At 70.3% G+C, this 14,806-nt stretch carries 13 protein-coding genes; 10 read left to right on the top strand and 3 right to left on the bottom strand.

Annotated features, from left to right (window positions below):
• Positions 1 to 31 precede the first annotated feature (31 nt).
• A complete protein-coding gene (locus RWS82_RS03785) occupies positions 32 to 322 on the bottom strand; it encodes a hypothetical protein (RefSeq protein ID WP_314647084.1) in 291 nt (96 codons plus the stop codon).
• A gap of 205 nt (positions 323 to 527) precedes the next feature.
• Here RWS82_RS03785 and RWS82_RS03790 point away from each other — a divergent pair, with 205 nt between their 5' ends.
• The 7 genes from RWS82_RS03790 (at position 528) to ilvC (ending at position 9,342) form a co-directional block, all read left to right on the top strand.
• A complete protein-coding gene (locus tag RWS82_RS03790) occupies positions 528 to 1,775 on the top strand; it encodes an MFS transporter (protein ID WP_314647087.1) in 1,248 nt (415 codons plus the stop codon).
• Positions 1,776 to 1,861: 86 nt separating this feature from the next.
• Complete coding sequence (locus RWS82_RS03795; protein WP_314647089.1) at positions 1,862 to 3,271, top strand: trehalose-6-phosphate synthase; 1,410 nt, start codon at positions 1,862 to 1,864, stop codon at positions 3,269 to 3,271.
• A gap of 50 nt (positions 3,272 to 3,321) precedes the next feature.
• Positions 3,322 to 4,119 carry a trehalose-phosphatase gene (gene otsB, locus RWS82_RS03800; protein ID WP_314647090.1) on the top strand — a complete coding sequence of 266 codons (798 nt, stop codon included), beginning with the start codon at positions 3,322 to 3,324 and terminating at the stop codon, positions 4,117 to 4,119.
• 9 nt (positions 4,120 to 4,128) lie between these two features.
• Positions 4,129 to 5,847: a dihydroxy-acid dehydratase gene (gene ilvD, locus RWS82_RS03805; RefSeq protein ID WP_314647093.1), complete on the top strand. Its 1,719-nt coding sequence runs from the start codon at positions 4,129 to 4,131 to the stop codon at positions 5,845 to 5,847.
• Positions 5,848 to 5,917: 70 nt separating this feature from the next.
• Positions 5,918 to 7,720 carry an acetolactate synthase large subunit gene (locus tag RWS82_RS03810; protein ID WP_314647096.1) on the top strand — a complete coding sequence of 601 codons (1,803 nt, stop codon included), beginning with the start codon at positions 5,918 to 5,920 and terminating at the stop codon, positions 7,718 to 7,720.
• A 2-nt stretch (positions 7,721 to 7,722) separates the two neighbouring features.
• Complete coding sequence (ilvN, locus tag RWS82_RS03815; protein WP_314647099.1) at positions 7,723 to 8,232, top strand: acetolactate synthase small subunit; 510 nt, start codon at positions 7,723 to 7,725, stop codon at positions 8,230 to 8,232.
• An 81-nt stretch (positions 8,233 to 8,313) separates the two neighbouring features.
• Positions 8,314 to 9,342 carry a ketol-acid reductoisomerase gene (gene ilvC / locus RWS82_RS03820; RefSeq protein ID WP_314647101.1) on the top strand — a complete coding sequence of 343 codons (1,029 nt, stop codon included), beginning with the start codon at positions 8,314 to 8,316 and terminating at the stop codon, positions 9,340 to 9,342.
• A 68-nt stretch (positions 9,343 to 9,410) separates the two neighbouring features.
• Here ilvC and RWS82_RS03825 read toward each other — a convergent pair whose 3' ends face one another.
• Positions 9,411 to 12,245: an FAD-binding and (Fe-S)-binding domain-containing protein gene (locus RWS82_RS03825; protein ID WP_314647103.1), complete on the bottom strand. Its 2,835-nt coding sequence runs from the start codon at positions 12,243 to 12,245 to the stop codon at positions 9,411 to 9,413.
• A 73-nt stretch (positions 12,246 to 12,318) separates the two neighbouring features.
• On the opposite strand from RWS82_RS03825, the gene RWS82_RS03830 reads away from it, so the two are divergent.
• The gene (locus RWS82_RS03830) at positions 12,319 to 12,993 is read left to right on the top strand and encodes a GntR family transcriptional regulator (RefSeq protein ID WP_314647105.1); all 675 of its coding nucleotides are present in this window, start codon (positions 12,319 to 12,321) and stop codon (positions 12,991 to 12,993) included.
• A gap of 3 nt (positions 12,994 to 12,996) precedes the next feature.
• Here RWS82_RS03830 and RWS82_RS03835 read toward each other — a convergent pair whose 3' ends face one another.
• The gene (locus RWS82_RS03835) at positions 12,997 to 13,908 is read right to left on the bottom strand and encodes a hypothetical protein (protein ID WP_314647106.1); all 912 of its coding nucleotides are present in this window, start codon (positions 13,906 to 13,908) and stop codon (positions 12,997 to 12,999) included.
• Positions 13,909 to 13,965: 57 nt separating this feature from the next.
• On the opposite strand from RWS82_RS03835, the gene RWS82_RS03840 reads away from it, so the two are divergent.
• Both RWS82_RS03840 and RWS82_RS03845 read left to right on the top strand, forming a co-directional pair.
• Positions 13,966 to 14,460, top strand: coding sequence for a hypothetical protein (locus RWS82_RS03840; protein ID WP_314647109.1), 495 nt, complete (start codon positions 13,966 to 13,968; stop codon positions 14,458 to 14,460).
• Entirely contained in the window at positions 14,460 to 14,789 is a 330-nt protein-coding gene (locus RWS82_RS03845) for a hypothetical protein (RefSeq protein WP_314647110.1), read from the top strand. Before RWS82_RS03840 ends, RWS82_RS03845 begins: the two co-directional genes overlap by 1 nt.
• Positions 14,790 to 14,806: the final 17 nt, after the last annotated feature.

Genomic DNA, 14,806 nt, shown 5'->3' on the forward strand with positions numbered 1-14,806 from the left:
GCCCCCGAGATCGAGGGGGCCCGGACGCGGCTCAGCCGCGGCGGCGCTTCTGCTTCTGCGCGGCGGCCTTCGTCGCCTGCTTCTCGTCGCGGTGCGCACGCTTGGCCTGCGCCGGCGCGAGAGGCGAGTCCAGGGCGACCTCCATGCCCCGGTCGAAGCGGCGCGTGTCTCGGACGGCCCCCAGGGCGAGGGCGAACGTGATCGCCCAGCTGACCCAGGCGAGACCGGCTCGCCAGGTGAACGGCGTCTCGCGGCTGCCGCGGAGGAGCGAGACACCCGTGGTGATCGCTCCGAACAGGCCCGTGCTGAACAGATAACGCATGGCCCCACCGTACCGGGCCTCGGGCGACGGGCGCGGGGGATTGACACCGCCGGGCGGCGACGTGCATGCAGCCGCCGTGCAGCGGCGTTCGCTATCCTGGATGGGTCGCGGCGTGCCGCGGCAGAACCGTGTATCTACCGGCCGTCGGCAATCCGGCGGACAGCGGCGGCACCCGACCACCGCGTCCGCGGGGCGCGCGAGAGCCATGACCCAGACACACACCTCTGCCGAGCCGAGCCTTCTCCGACTCGCCGGCCTTCCCTACTTCCTCATCGCGTTCATCGCGAGACTGCCCTTCGCCATGATGGTCGTCGGCGTCCTCACGGTCGTCGTGTCGGCTCGCGGGTCGCTCTCCCTGGGCGGCCTCACCTCCGCCGCCGTCGGCCTCGGCACCGCCTGCTTCGGTCCGCTCCTCGGTGCCGCGGCCGACCGATTCGGTCAGCGGCGCGTGCTCGTCATTCTGGCTGTCGCCAACGGGGCGATGATGGCGCTCTTCACCCTCGTCGTCTACGGCGATGCGGTCGACGCGCTCGTCCTCGTGGCGGCGGTGGGCATCGGCGCCACCGCTCCGCAGGTCGCGCCGCTGTCGCGCGCCCGCCTGGTGACGATCATCTCCGAGCGCATGCCGGCGCAGCGCCAGGCGCGGACGGTCTCGGGCACCATGGCCTACGAGTCCGCCGCCGACGAGACGGTGTTCGTCTTCGGGCCGTTCCTCGTCGGCATCCTCGCGTCCGTCATCGCTCCGTGGGCGCCGCTGATCGGCGCCGCCGTCCTCACCGTCGTGTTCGTGGGTGCGTTCGCGTTGCACCCGAGCGGCCGTCACGTCGCCGCTGTTCGCGGAGCCGACGGCTCGGCACCGTCGTCGGTCGCCGAGCTCTTCCGCCCGCGTCTGCTCATCGTCGTCGTCGGCATCCTCGGCGTCGGGATGTTCTTCGGCACGATGCTGACCTCGTTGACCTCGTTCATGGCCGACCGCGGCGCGTCGGAGCAGGCGGGCCTGCTGTACGGCGTCATGGGCGTCGGCTCGGCGATCCTCGCCCTCGGCGTGGCGTGGCTGCCGCCCCGGTTCTCGCTGCGGGCACGGTGGATCGTCTTCGCGAGCATCCTGCTCGCCGGCACGCTGCTGCTGGGGGTCGTCGACTCCCCGGCGACGATGATGGTCGCGCTCGCCGTGATGGGAGTGGGTATCGGTCCCACCCTCGTGACGCAGTACAGCTTCGGGGCGGAGCGCAGCCCGCTCGGTCGTTCGGCGACGGTCATGACGATGCTGGGCTCCGGGATCGTGGTCGGCCAGTCGATCGGCGCGGCTGTCGCGGGAGAGGTCGCAGAGAACGTCGGAACGGATGCCGCGCTCGCACTGCCCGTCATCGCGGCGTCGGTCGCCTTCGTCGCCGCGGTCGCCAACTGGTTCGTCTCGCGCCCCGTTGCGCGCGACGTCATCGCCGTCGCCTGAGCGGGATGACGAGGGGACGCCGCTCGGGCGCGCACCGGGCTCGAACCTCGATAGCCTGGGAACACCCCCAGGTGTGAGGAGCCGTCGTGGCTGTTGCAGAGTTCGTCGTCGTCGCCAACCGTCTTCCCGTCGACCGGGTGGTCGGGCCGGACGGGGAGGAGACCTGGCGCACCTCGCCGGGCGGTCTGGTCGCCGCGCTCGAGCCGATGATGCGCTCGGCGAACGGCGCATGGGTGGGTTGGGCAGGGCAGGCCGATCTCGAGCTCGAGCCGTTCGAGGCCGACGGCATCGACCTCATCCCGATCACCCTGAGCCAGTCCGAGGTCGAGGACTACTACGAGGGGTTCGCCAACGACACGATCTGGCCGCTCTACCACGACGTCATCGCCCCTCCCCAGTTCCACCGGGAGTGGTGGGACGCGTATGTGCGCGTGAACCGCCGGTTCGCCCAGGCCGCTGCCGACGCCGCCGCCCCCGACGGCACCGTGTGGGTGCACGACTACCAGCTCCAGCTCGTCCCGCAGATGCTGCGCGAACTGCGCCCCGACGTCACCATCGGATACTTCCACCACATCCCGTTCCCGGCCCACGGCCTGTACGCCCAGCTGCCGTGGCGCGACCAGGTGCTGCAGGGCCTGCTCGGCGCCGACGTGATCGGCTTCCAGCGGGCGCAGGACGCGACCTACTTCCTCACCGCCGTGCGCCGCCGTCTGCGCTACGAGGTCAAGGGCCCCGGCATCGCGGTGCCCGGGCCGGACGGGCAGACGCGCACCGCCGTCGCCCGCGCCTTCCCCATCTCGATCGACACCGAGCCGTACCTGGCGCTCGCCGCCCGCGAGGACGTTCAGGCTCGCGCCGCCGAGATCCGCGCGAGCCTCGGCAACCCGCGGTGCATCCTGCTCGGCGTCGACCGGCTCGACTACACCAAGGGCATCCGCCACCGCATCAAGGCGTACGGCGAACTCATCGAAGACGGCCGCCTCGATGTCGAGGACGTGACCCTCATCCAGGTCGCGAGCCCCAGCCGTGAGCGGGTCGACGCCTACGTGCACCTGCGCGACGAGATCGAGCTGCTGGTTGCCCGCATCAACGGCGACCACGACACGGTCGGCCACAGCGCGATCCGCTACCTGCATCAGGGATTCCCGCGCGAGGAGATGGTGGCCCTCTACCTCGCGGCGGACGTGATGCTCGTCACCGCCTTGCGCGACGGTATGAACCTCGTCGCCAAGGAGTACGTCGCGACGCGCGCCGACGACCGCGGCGTGCTCGTGCTCAGCGAGTTCACCGGCGCGGCCGACGAGCTGCGCCAGGCCGTTCGAGTCAACCCGCACGACATCGACGGCCTCAAGGACGCCATCGTGCAGGCGATCGAGATGACCCCCGCCGAGCAGAGCAAGCGGATGCGCGCGCTGCGACGCCGTGTGCTCGAGAACGACGTCAACGCCTGGTCGTCGTCGTTCCTGGCAGCGCTCGCCGAGGCGCGCCGTCGCTGACCTTTCCGACCTCTCTGCCGAGTCCGCCGAACACCTCTCTGGAGACTGACATGACGCGCCCCTGGACCCCCGGAACGCCCGCCGACGAGATCACCGCGATCGCCCGCACTGAACGTCTCGTGATCGCGCTGGACTTCGACGGCGTGGCCTCGCCACTCGTGCCGGACCCGATGGCCGCTCGCGCGCTTCCCGAGACGGTCGCGCAGATCGCCCGGCTCTCGGCGATGCCCGACACGTTCGTCGCCTTCGTCTCGGGGCGCAGCATGCACGATCTCCGCATCATCACCGAGCACGCCGACGACTCGCCCGTCTCGCTCTCGGGCTCGCACGGGGCGCAGTACTGGTTCCCCGGCGAGGGCGAGATCGCTCCGGCCGACGGCGCCGACGACTCGGCGTCGCGCGAAGAGCTCTGGGCGGCCGCCCGGCCGATCATCGATCGCTACGACGGCGCGGAGTTCGAGCCCAAGGCGTTCGGCATGGGCGTGCACACGCGACGTGCCGACCGCGCGACCGAGGAGGCCGTGTTCGCCGAGGTGGATGCCCTCGTGGCGGAGCGCTTCCCGCACTGGCGCCGACGCTCCGGCCACCGCGTGCTCGAGTTCTCCTCGCGCAATGAGGGGAAGGATGCGGCGATCGGGGTTCTGCGCGAACGCTTCCACGCCACCGGCATCGTCTTCGCGGGAGACGACGTGACCGACGAAGACGCCTTGCGCGTGCTGCAGCCGGGCGACCTCGGCGTGCGCGTGGGGCCGGGGGAGAGCGCCGCTGCGCTGCGCGTCGACGGTCCGGCCGAGGTGGCATCGCTGCTCGCCGCGATCGCGGACGAACGGGCCGCGCGTCCGGAATAGACTTCGTGCATGTCCTCGCATGATCCTGCCGCCGGCGCGGCCATCGACATCAAGCCCCGCAGTCGTGTCGTCACCGACGGCATCGAGGCGACCACCTCCCGCGGCATGCTGCGCGCCGTCGGGATGGGCGACGCCGACTGGGAGAAGCCGCAGGTCGGCATCGCCTCGAGCTGGAACGAGATCACGCCCTGCAACCTCAGCCTCGACCGGCTGGCGCAGGGCGCCAAGGAAGGCGTGCACTCGGGCGGCGGGTACCCGTTGCAGTTCGGCACCATCTCGGTCTCGGACGGCATCTCGATGGGACACGAGGGCATGCACTTCTCGCTCGTCTCGCGCGAGGTCATCGCCGACTCCGTCGAGACCGTCATCATGGCCGAGCGCCTCGACGGCACCGTGTTGCTGGCCGGATGCGACAAGTCCATCCCCGGCATGCTGATGGCCAGCGCCCGCCTCGGCCTGTCGAGCGTCTTCCTCTACGCCGGATCGATCGCGCCGGGATGGGTGAAGCTCTCCGACGGCACCGAGAAGGACATCACGATCATCGACTCGTTCGAGGGCGTCGGCGCCTGCCGTGCGGGGCGGATGAGCGAAGAGGACCTCAAGCGCATCGAGTGCGCGTTCGCCCCCGGCGAGGGCGCCTGCGGCGGCATGTACACCGCGAACACCATGGCGTCGGTCGCCGAGGCGCTCGGGCTGAGCCTGCCGGGTTCGGCGGCGCCGCCCTCGGCCGACCGCCGACGCGACTACTTCGCCCACCGATCGGGCGAGGCCGTCGTCGAGCTGCTGCGCCAGGGCATCACGACGAAGGACATCCTGACCAAGGAGTCGTTCGAGAACGCGATCGCCCTGGCCATGGCGCTCGGCGGGTCGACCAACGTCGTGCTGCACCTGCTCGCGATCGCACGCGAGGCCGAGATCGATCTCGATCTGCACGACTTCAACCGCATCGGCAGCAAGACCCCGCACGTGGCCGATATGAAGCCGTTCGGCAAGTACGTCATGAACGACGTCGACCGCCATGGCGGAATCCCCGTGATCATGAAGGCGATGCTCGACGAGGGGCTCCTCCACGGCGACGCCCTGACCGTGACGGGCAAGACCGTCGCCGAGAACCTCCGCGACCTGAACCCCGACCCGGTCGACGGCGACGTGATCCACACCTTCTCCAACCCGATCCACGCGTCGGGCGGCATCACGATCCTGCACGGATCGCTGGCGCCCGAGGGAGCGGTCGTGAAGTCGGCCGGCTTCGACGCCGACGTCTTCGAGGGGCCGGCGCGCGTCTTCGAGCGCGAGCGCGGGGCGATGGATGCCCTCGCGAACGGCGAGGTGCAGGCGGGCGACGTCATCGTCATCCGCTACGAGGGCCCCAAGGGCGGCCCCGGCATGCGGGAGATGCTCGCCATCACCGCGGCCATCAAGGGCGCGGGGCTCGGAAAAGATGTACTACTCTTGACGGACGGACGATTCTCAGGCGGCACAACCGGCCTGTGCATCGGCCACATAGCACCCGAAGCGGTGGACGCTGGTCCCATCGCCTTCGTGCGCGATGGTGATCTGATACGGGTCGATATCGCAGCTCGCTCTCTCGACCTACTCGTCGACGAGGCGGAGCTCGCCTCCCGCCGTTCCGGCTGGGAGCCGCTTCCCCCGCGCTATACCCGTGGCGTTCTTGCCAAGTACTCCCGTCTCGTGCGGTCCGCCGCCGAAGGCGCGACGACCGGCTGACACCGACTCGATCGGCTCGGCCCGTGTCGCCGCCGGCATCCGACACCCACAGATCACCAGAAGGAGAGTCATGACTGCTGACTCCGCCCCGGCCGTGCCGCGGCCGCCCGCCCGTTCCTCCAGCGCTCCGGAGATCACCGGTGCCGAGGCCGTCGTCCGCTCGCTCGAGCTTCTCGGCATCACCGATGTCTTCGGGCTCCCCGGCGGCGCGATCCTGCCCGTCTACGACCCGCTCATGGACGCGTCGCAGCTGCGCCACATCCTCGTCCGTCACGAGCAGGGCGCGGGTCACGCGGCCGAGGGCTACGCCTCCGCGTCGGGGAAGGTCGGCGTGTGCATCGCCACCTCCGGTCCGGGCGCCACGAACCTAGTGACGGCGATTGCCGACGCCTACATGGACTCGGTCCCGCTGCTCGCAATCACCGGACAGGTGTTCTCGACCCTGATGGGAACCGACGCCTTCCAGGAGGCCGACATCGTGGGCATCACGATGCCCATCACGAAGCACTCGTTCCTGGTGAAGGACGCGGCCGACATCCCCGGCGCGATCGCCGCCGCCTACGAGGTGGCCTCGACCGGACGCCCCGGACCCGTGCTCGTCGACATCACGAAGGATGCGCAGCAGGCCGTCGCCCCGTTCGTGTGGCCGCCCAAGATCGATCTGCCCGGCTACCGTCCGGTGACCAAGGCGCACGGCAAGCAGATCCAGGCTGCGGCGGCGCTGCTCGCCGAGGCGAAGAAGCCCGTGCTGTACGTCGGCGGCGGTGTCGTGCGCGGGCGCGCGGCGGCCGAGCTGCTCGAACTCGCCGAGGCCACCGGTGCTCCCGTGGTGACCACGCTGATGGCACGCGGCGCGTTCCCCGACTCGCACGGGCAGCACCTGGGCATGCCGGGCATGCACGGTACGGTCCCCGCGGTGCTGGCGCTGCAGGAGGCCGATCTCCTCGTGTCGCTCGGCGCCCGCTTCGACGATCGTGTCACCGGCAAGGCCGCGCTGTTCGCGCCGAACGCGAAGGTCGTGCACGTCGACATCGATCCCGCCGAGATCTCGAAGATCCGCATGGCAGACGTTCCGATCGTCGGTGACGTGCGCGATGTGCTCACCGACCTGCACGCCGCCTTCCGCGGAGTGACCGGAGGGTCGAAGCCCGACATCTCCGAGTGGTGGTCGTACCTCGACGGTCTCCGTACCGAGTTCCCGCTCGGCTACGCGCCGACCACCGACGGCCTGCTCGCTCCGCAGTACGTCATCCAGCGCATCGGCGAGCTCACCGGCCCGGAGGGCATCTTCGCCTCGGGTGTCGGCCAGCACCAGATGTGGGCGGCGCAGTTCATCAAGTACGAGCGGCCGAACGCCTGGCTCAACTCCGGGGGAGCGGGCACCATGGGGTACTCGGTGCCCGCCGCCATGGGTGCGAAGGTCGCGGAACCCGACCGTGCGGTCTGGGCCATCGACGGCGACGGTTGCTTCCAGATGACCAACCAGGAGCTCGCGACCTGCGCGATCAACAACATCCCGATCAAGGTCGCGATCATCAACAACTCCTCCCTCGGGATGGTGCGTCAGTGGCAGACCCTGTTCTACGACGGGCGCCACTCCAACACCGACCTGAACACCGGACACGGCACCATCCGCATCCCCGACTTCGTGAAGCTCGCGGAGGCCTACGGCTGCCTGGCCATCCGGGTCGAGAAGGAGGAGGAGGTCGATGCGGCCATCCAGTTGGCCCTCGACACCAACGACCGCCCGGTCGTGATCGACTTCGTCGTCAGCGCCGACTCCATGGTGTGGCCGATGGTGCCCCAAGGCGTCAGCAACAGCTACGTCCAGTACGCCCGCGACCACGCACCCGCATTCGACGAGGAGGACTGACCATGTCGACCCACGTGCTGAGCCTCCTGGTGGAGGACACCCCCGGCCTGCTCACCCGCGTGGCCGGCCTCTTCGCCCGCCGCGGATTCAACATCCACTCCCTCGCCGTCGGTGTGACCGAGGTGCCCGGCATCTCGCGCATCACCGTCGTCGTCGACGTCGACGAGCTGCCGCTCGAACAGGTCACCAAGCAGCTGAACAAGCTGATCAACGTGATCAAGATCGTCGAGCTCGACTTCGCCACGTCGGTGCAGCGCGAGCACATGCTCGTCAAGGTGCGCACCGACAACACCACCCGCTCGAACGTGATCGAGGTCGTCAACCTCTTCCGCGCAGCGGTGGTCGACTACGCCGCCGACGCGCTCGTGATCGAGGTCACGGGCGACAAGGGCAAGGTCGACGCCATGCTCCGTGCACTCGAGCCCTTCGGCATCAAGGAGATCGCGCAGTCGGGTCTTCTCGCCATCGGCCGCGGAGGCAAGAGCATCACCGAACGCGTGCTGCGCGGCTGACCCAGACCACCCCCAACCATCGGCTCCGCCGCTGTCCGGCGCGGAGCGAGACGAACCGCCACGAACAAGGAGAAACACACAGTGAGCACTGAGATCTTCCACGACGCCGACGCCGACCTGTCGCTCATCCAGGGCAAGAAGGTCGCCATCGTGGGCTACGGCTCGCAGGGCCACGCCCACGCGCAGAACCTGCGCGACTCGGGTGTCGAGGTCGCGATCGCCCTCAAGGAGGGCTCCAAGTCGGCAGCAAAGGCGGAGGAGGCCGGCTTCCCGGTGAAGACCGTCGCCGAGGCCACCGAGTGGGCCGACCTCATCATGATCCTCGCGCCGGACCAGCACCAGCGCACGATCTACAGCGAGTCGATCGCCCCGAACCTGGCCCCGGGCAAGACCCTCGCCTTCGCGCACGGCTTCAACATCCGCTTCGGCTACATCGACGCCCCCGAGGGTGTCGACGTCATCCTCGTCGCCCCGAAGGCCCCCGGCCACACGGTGCGTCGCGAGTTCGTCGCCGGTCGCGGCATCCCCGACATCATCGCCGTCGAGCGCGACGCGTCCGGCCACGCCTGGGACGTCGCTCTGTCGTACGCGAAGGCGATCGGCGGTACCCGCGCCGGCGTCATCAAGACGACCTTCACCGAAGAGACCGAGACCGACCTGTTCGGCGAGCAGGCCGTGCTGTGCGGTGGCATGAGCCACCTCGTGCAGGCCGGCTTCGAGACCCTCGTCGAGGCGGGCTACCAGCCGCAGATCGCCTACTTCGAGGTGCTGCACGAGCTGAAGCTCATCGTCGACCTCATGTGGGAGGGCGGCATCGCCAAGCAGCGCTGGTCGATCTCCGACACCGCCGAGTTCGGCGACTACGTGTCGGGACCCCGCGTCGTCGACGAGCGCGTCAAGGAGAGCATGAAGGGCGTGCTCGCCGACATCCAGTCGGGTGCGTTCGCGAAGCGCTTCATCGACGACCAGGACAACGGCGGCGAGGAGTTCCTCGCGCTGCGCGCCAAGGAGGAGCAGCACCCCATCGAGGCGACCGGCAAGGAGCTGCGTGCGCTCTTCGCGTGGAAGCAGCAGGACGAGGATTACGTCGACGGCAGCGCCGCGCGCTGATCCATCGATCGCCTGATCGCTGAACGTCAGAGCGGGCCTTCCCTTCGGGGAGGGCCCGCTCTCTCGTGTCAGGCGCGGGTGAGTTCCTCGAGCACCTCGACGACGTGTCGGTAGGGCTGACCGGTGGCGCGGGTCATACCGATCTCGCACGTACGGTTCGCCGAGACGAACGCTCCGAACCCGCCGCGTGCGTCGTCGGCCGCGCGCACCTCGGCGGCTTCGACGGCGGTCGCGCTGGCCGTGAGCTCGGGATGCAGCATCCCGCGGTCGCCGGCGAAGGCGCAGCAGCCCCAGCCGTCCGGCACGTAGACCTCGGTCGCTACCGCGCGGGCGATCTCGGTCAGCGCGCCGGTCGCCCCGAGCGCGGTGGTCGAACAGGTGGGATGCACCGCCACGCTGTCGAGCTTCTGCGTCACCGTGAGCTGCGGGAGCACCTCGCGGGCGATGAACGTCGTCGCGTCTTCGATCACCAGCCCGGCGTACTGCGGGTACTCCCGCAGCGACTTCGCGAGCATCGTGTGCAGCCCCTCGGTGCAGGATGCCGCGTCGCACACCACGGGGAGCTCACCGTTGCGACTCGCCTCCCAGAGCGCGGCGAGGGTGCGCTCGGTCATCCGGTCGTAGCCGGAGAGGTGGCCCTTCGACTTCCAGGGCGTGCCGCAGCAGAGCCCGCCCGACTCCTCCGGGACGGCGAAGGGGATGCCGGCGCGGTCGAGCAGCGCGGCCACCGCGTCGCGGGAGCCCTCGCCGTGGCCCTCGGCGCCGAACATCGTGCCGATGCACGCGCCGAAGAACACCGCGCGCGCGTCGGCGGGCGACTGCGGACGCGGCGGGGTGGATCCGCCGCGGGGGAGGCCGCCGTCGTACAGCGGCACCGTGTCGGATCCGAGGATCGCCCGTCCGACCTTCGTCGCGCCGGTGACGAGAGGGGAGGGAAGAGCCGACGCGATCGTCAGCGCGGCCCCGCCGACGCGGGTCACCGCGCCCCAGCCGCGCGCCGCGACGTCCCACGCGGCGTCTTCGACCTTCGACGCCTCCTCGGCACGCAGACGGCGCACGAGATCGCCGGTGTTGATGTCGACCGGGCACGCCACACCGCACATGCCGTCGACCGCGCAGGTCTGCACACCGTCGTAGTCGTAGTCGGCGCGCAGCTCGGCGAGCAGGGCGGTGTCTCCCTGCTCCTCGGCCCAGGCCATGTCGCGTCGCAGCACGATGCGTTGCCTCGGCGTCAGCGTGAGGTCCTTGCTCGGGCAGGTCGGCTCGCAGTAGCCGCACTCCACGCACCGGTCGACTTCGGCCTCCACTGTGGGCACGCGCTTGAGGTCGTGGAGGTAGGAGTCGGGGTCGTCCGACAGCACGACGCCGGGATTGAGGATGCCGGTCGGATCGAACAGGCGCTTGATCTCCCACATCATGTCGGTCAGCTCGTCGCCGTACTGCCGTCGCACGAACGGGGCCATGATGCGCCCCGTTCCGTGCTCGGCCTTGAGCGAGCCGCCCTGCCCCAGCACGAGGTCGACGAGGTCGTCGGTGAACCGCCGGTATCGAGCCACGCTCGCGGGGTCGTCGAAGCGCTCGTTCAGCAGGAAGTGGACGTTGCCGTCCTTGGCGTGTCCGAAGATGACCGAGCCCTCGTAGTCGTGCGCGTCGAACAGCTCGATCAACCGCTCGCAGGTCGTGAGAAGCCGGTCGACCGGCACCACGATGTCTTCGAGCAGCGCGGTCGTGCCCGACGGGCGGGCGCCGGCGACGGCCGTGTAGAGCCCCTTGCGCACGTGCCAGAGCGCGGCGCGCTCCGCGGCATCCGTGGTGAGAGCCGCCGGGACGGCGAGGGGCAGGGTCGACAGGTGAGCGAGGGCAGCGTCCGTGCCGGCCGCGAGGGTCGCGTCGTCCGCCGCGTGCACCTCGACGAGCAGGGCGGCGTGCCCGTGCACGTCGATGCTCGCGATGGTGCGGGGCACGTCGGTGAGTCCCTGCGCCACGCGGAGCGATGCCGCGTCGAGCAGCTCGATCGTCGCAAGGCCGAGGTCTGCGAGTCCGGGGAGAGCGGCCATCGCGTCCGACAGCGTCTCGAAGACCAACAGGCCCGTGGCGATGGCGGGGCGCACCTCGACGGTGCGGAAGCGCGCCTCGGCGACGAACGCCAGCGTTCCCTCCGATCCAATTACCAGGTGCTCGAGGATGGCGACCGCGGTGTCGAAGTCGAGCAGCGAGTTGAGCCCGTAGCCCATCGTGTTCTTCATCGAGAACTGCCGACGGATGAACTCAGCGTTCTCGGGGTGGGCGAGCAGCTTCTCCCGCAGGGCCAGCAGGCCGGCGGCGAGCTCGGGGTCGGAGCGGTGCAGGCGCTCGTCGGCGTCGGGAAGGCCCGTGTCGAGGATCGTGCCGCTCGGCAGCACCAGCACCATCGACTCGATCGTGCGGTACGAGTTCTCGACGACGCCGCAGGCCATGCCGCTGGAGTTGTTGGCCACCACGCCGCCGATCGTGCACGCGATCTCGCTGGCGGGGTCGGGGCCGAGCTTGCGTCCGTGGCGCGCGAGGCGGGTGTTGACCTGGCGAACCGTCGCCCCGGGCCCGACGCTGACGGTGGCGCCGTAGTCGGAGACGCGGATGCCGCGGAACGCGGAACGGGTGTCGACGAGGATGTCGCCGCTGACGCCCTGGCCCGACAGGCTGGTGCCGCCGGAGCGGAAGGTGAGGGTGCGGCCCGCTGCGCGCACGGCGTCGAACACGCGCGCCATGCCCTCCGCGTCGGAGGGGGAGACCACCGCATCCGGCACGAGCAGGTAGTGCGAGGCGTCATGGGCCCGGGCGAACCGGTCGATCGACCGGGACTGCACCGAGACCTCGTCGCCGAGGAGGTTCGGGTCGAGCGGTTCCGCGAGAGTGGTCGGCATGGTGCTCCTCGGCGTCGAGACGGATTGTCAGACAAGTGTACCGATCATCGCCGACCTGGATAGGCTGTCTGCCATGTCCTCATCGTCGGATGCTCCGCTCGGCGTGATCGGTGTCGTCGACGCCGTCACGGCGCGCCTGCGCACCCGCATCCTCACGGGCGAGTTGGCACCCGCATCCGCCGTCACCGAGGCCTTCGTCGCCGAGGAATACGGTGTGGCCCGTCCCAGCGCGAAGGCCGCCATCGAGCAGCTCGTCGCCGCGGGGCTGCTGGTTCGCTCGGCGCATCGGAGCGCGCGTGTCGTCGCCATCGACCCCGCCACCGTGCGCGACGTCTATCGCACCCGCACCCGTCTCGAGAGCGCGGCGCTGCGGGAACTGGCCGGGCAGCGCGAAGCGCCCTCCGCGGCCCACGAGGCGAATGCGGAGATCGCCGCCCTCCCGCCAGGACCCGACCCACGGACGGTCGACCCCGACCTGCGCTTCCATCTCGCACTGATCGAGGCCCTGCACAGCGAACGCACCAGCCGGATGTACCGCAGCGTGCTCGACGAGGTGCGGCTGTGCATGGCGCAGGTGCAGGGGCGACGACTGCTCGACGCCGAGGTGATCGCCGCCCAGCACGCCGAGATCCTCGACGCGATCGCGGCGGGCGACGCCGATCGCGCGTCGTCGGTCCTGCACCATCACCTCGGCGCGGCGGAGGAACGGCTCGTCGAGGCTCTGCGCGACGACGCGGCGGCGTTCTGACGATCAGTCGGACGGGGCGTCGTCGATCCGGATCGGCGCGTCGGCCGGATCCGCCCACACGGGCGCAGGCAGGGGAGTGTCGGTGTCTCCGGCCTGGATCGCGCGCAGCGCCGCGGTGATCTCCTCGCCGTTCTCGGGAACGGCGAGGCCGCAGGTGCGCAGCTCCGAGGCGAACTGCAGCGTGAGACGGATCTTCCCCGCCTCGACGGCCTGGGCGGTCGTCCCGGTGCGGATCTCGCTGCCGGTCTGGATGGCCGGCACCTCGTCGCACACGTGGTAGACCTCGCCGCCGTCGACCCAGACCACCTCGTCGGCGCCGAGCAGCTGGATGACCGTGGACTGGTCGGCGGTGTACTGCTCGACGGAGGGCGGATCGAAATCGATGCCGATGACGGTCGCGAGTACGGCGAGCGCGATGCCGACGATGCCGGCCGTCGCCTTCTGCCCCTTCGACATGTCCTTGTTGAGCAGGACCACCACGATGAGGGGGAGGAACGCGATGACCGCGATGATGGCGCCGAGCTGATTCTGCACGAAGAAGCGCGTGGTCTCCGACCGTCGGGCGGGGTCGAGGCGGTTCGCGCGCTTCCACAGCAGCGAGCCCGTGATCGAGAGTGCGGCGATGGCCACCAGAAGCACCAACAGGGTGATGAACGCCCAGGCGGGGAAGCGCGTGGTCGCACCGCTCTGCTCGAGCAGCCCGGAGTCGGGATCGCGCACGAGCTGGCCGTCCGCTCCCACGACCTCGCGCTGCCGCAGCAGCCAGAAGATCGCGACCGCTTCGGCGGCGATGGCGAGGAACCACAGGATGCCGGCGATCCAGCGGAACCGGACGGCCGTCGCGCGGGCGGAGGCGGTCGGCTGCCAGTCGCGGGGTCGCGCGCCGTTGTTCACGGCGTCGATGCTCTCGTTCATGTCGTCCCCTCGTTTTCAGGGCCGAGCCTAGTGGAGAAGGTGTCCTACGCTGGAAGGATGACACGGGATGCCGACGACGCGCTGAGCTGGGAGGGCGACGACGACGCGAGCGAGCCGCGGAGCGCCCCGGGCGCCGAGGGACGGGCGGCTGCGACCTCGCGCCGGGCGCCGCGCGCGTCCACCGCTGCGGCTGCCTCGACCGAGGCGCCGGGTCGCACCGCCGCCGGGATCGAGGACGACGCGGATTCCGTTCCCGCACCGCTGAGCACCACGATGCTGCTCGCGACGGGCGTCGTCGGAGGCATCTATCTGCTCTACTCCGTCGGGTGGGTCGTGGGCGGGCTGCGACTGCAGCCGTTGGCACGATTCTTCGTGGCGGACTTCATGTTCCTCCCGTGGTTCGTGCTCGCGATCGCCGCACCCGCGCTCTGGTTCCTGGCGGTGTGGGTGCTCACGCGCGCCAAGGCCTCGTGGATCCGCATCGCGCTGCTGCTGCTGGGAGTGGTGCTCCTCGTGCCCTGGCCCTTCGTGACCGTGGGGGTGATCGGTTGATGTCCGTCGAGACCGAGCGGCACCGCCGCGACCAACTGCGCTGGCCCGCCGCCCTCGTACTGGGGTTCGCGGGGCTCTTCTACGCCTACGCCGTCTGGAACGCGGTCGCCCACCTCGTCTCGATGGCGCAGACGGGGCTGACGACCGCGGGATGGATCACCCTGGCGTTCGGTGTGGTGTTCCCCGCCCTCGTCTTCGCCTTCGCGGCGGGCATCGGGCGCCGACGTCGCGTGGGGGAGCTGGCGCTCGTACTGCTCGCCGGGCTCGGCATCGTCGCGGTGTTCCGGCTCTGTCTGCTGGCGTTCAGCCTCGGACTCGTCGCGCCCTGACACCCGGCTCCGCTCGC

Origin of the sequence: uncultured Microbacterium sp., from assembly GCF_963528945.1 — a bacterium.
In the GTDB taxonomy this organism is placed as follows: Bacteria; Actinomycetota; Actinomycetes; order Actinomycetales; family Microbacteriaceae; genus Microbacterium.

Bases quoted from the DNA above. Each gene is read 5' to 3' on its own strand.
- RWS82_RS03785 (WP_314647084.1), bottom strand. From the start codon at position 322: ATGCGTTATCTGTTCAGCACGGGCCTGTTCGGAGCGATCACCACGGGT.
- RWS82_RS03790 (WP_314647087.1), top strand. From the start codon at position 528: ATGACCCAGACACACACCTCTGCCGAGCCGAGCCTTCTCCGACTCGCC.
- otsB (WP_314647090.1), top strand. From the start codon at position 3,322: ATGACGCGCCCCTGGACCCCCGGAACGCCCGCCGACGAGATCACCGCG.
- ilvD (WP_314647093.1), top strand. From the start codon at position 4,129: ATGTCCTCGCATGATCCTGCCGCCGGCGCGGCCATCGACATCAAGCCC.
- RWS82_RS03810 (WP_314647096.1), top strand. From the start codon at position 5,918: ATGACTGCTGACTCCGCCCCGGCCGTGCCGCGGCCGCCCGCCCGTTCC.
- ilvN (WP_314647099.1), top strand. From the start codon at position 7,723: ATGTCGACCCACGTGCTGAGCCTCCTGGTGGAGGACACCCCCGGCCTG.
- RWS82_RS03825 (WP_314647103.1), bottom strand. From the start codon at position 12,245: ATGCCGACCACTCTCGCGGAACCGCTCGACCCGAACCTCCTCGGCGAC.
- RWS82_RS03830 (WP_314647105.1), top strand. From the start codon at position 12,319: ATGTCCTCATCGTCGGATGCTCCGCTCGGCGTGATCGGTGTCGTCGAC.
- RWS82_RS03835 (WP_314647106.1), bottom strand. From the start codon at position 13,908: ATGAACGAGAGCATCGACGCCGTGAACAACGGCGCGCGACCCCGCGAC.
- RWS82_RS03840 (WP_314647109.1), top strand. From the start codon at position 13,966: ATGACACGGGATGCCGACGACGCGCTGAGCTGGGAGGGCGACGACGAC.
- RWS82_RS03845 (WP_314647110.1), top strand. From the start codon at position 14,460: ATGTCCGTCGAGACCGAGCGGCACCGCCGCGACCAACTGCGCTGGCCC.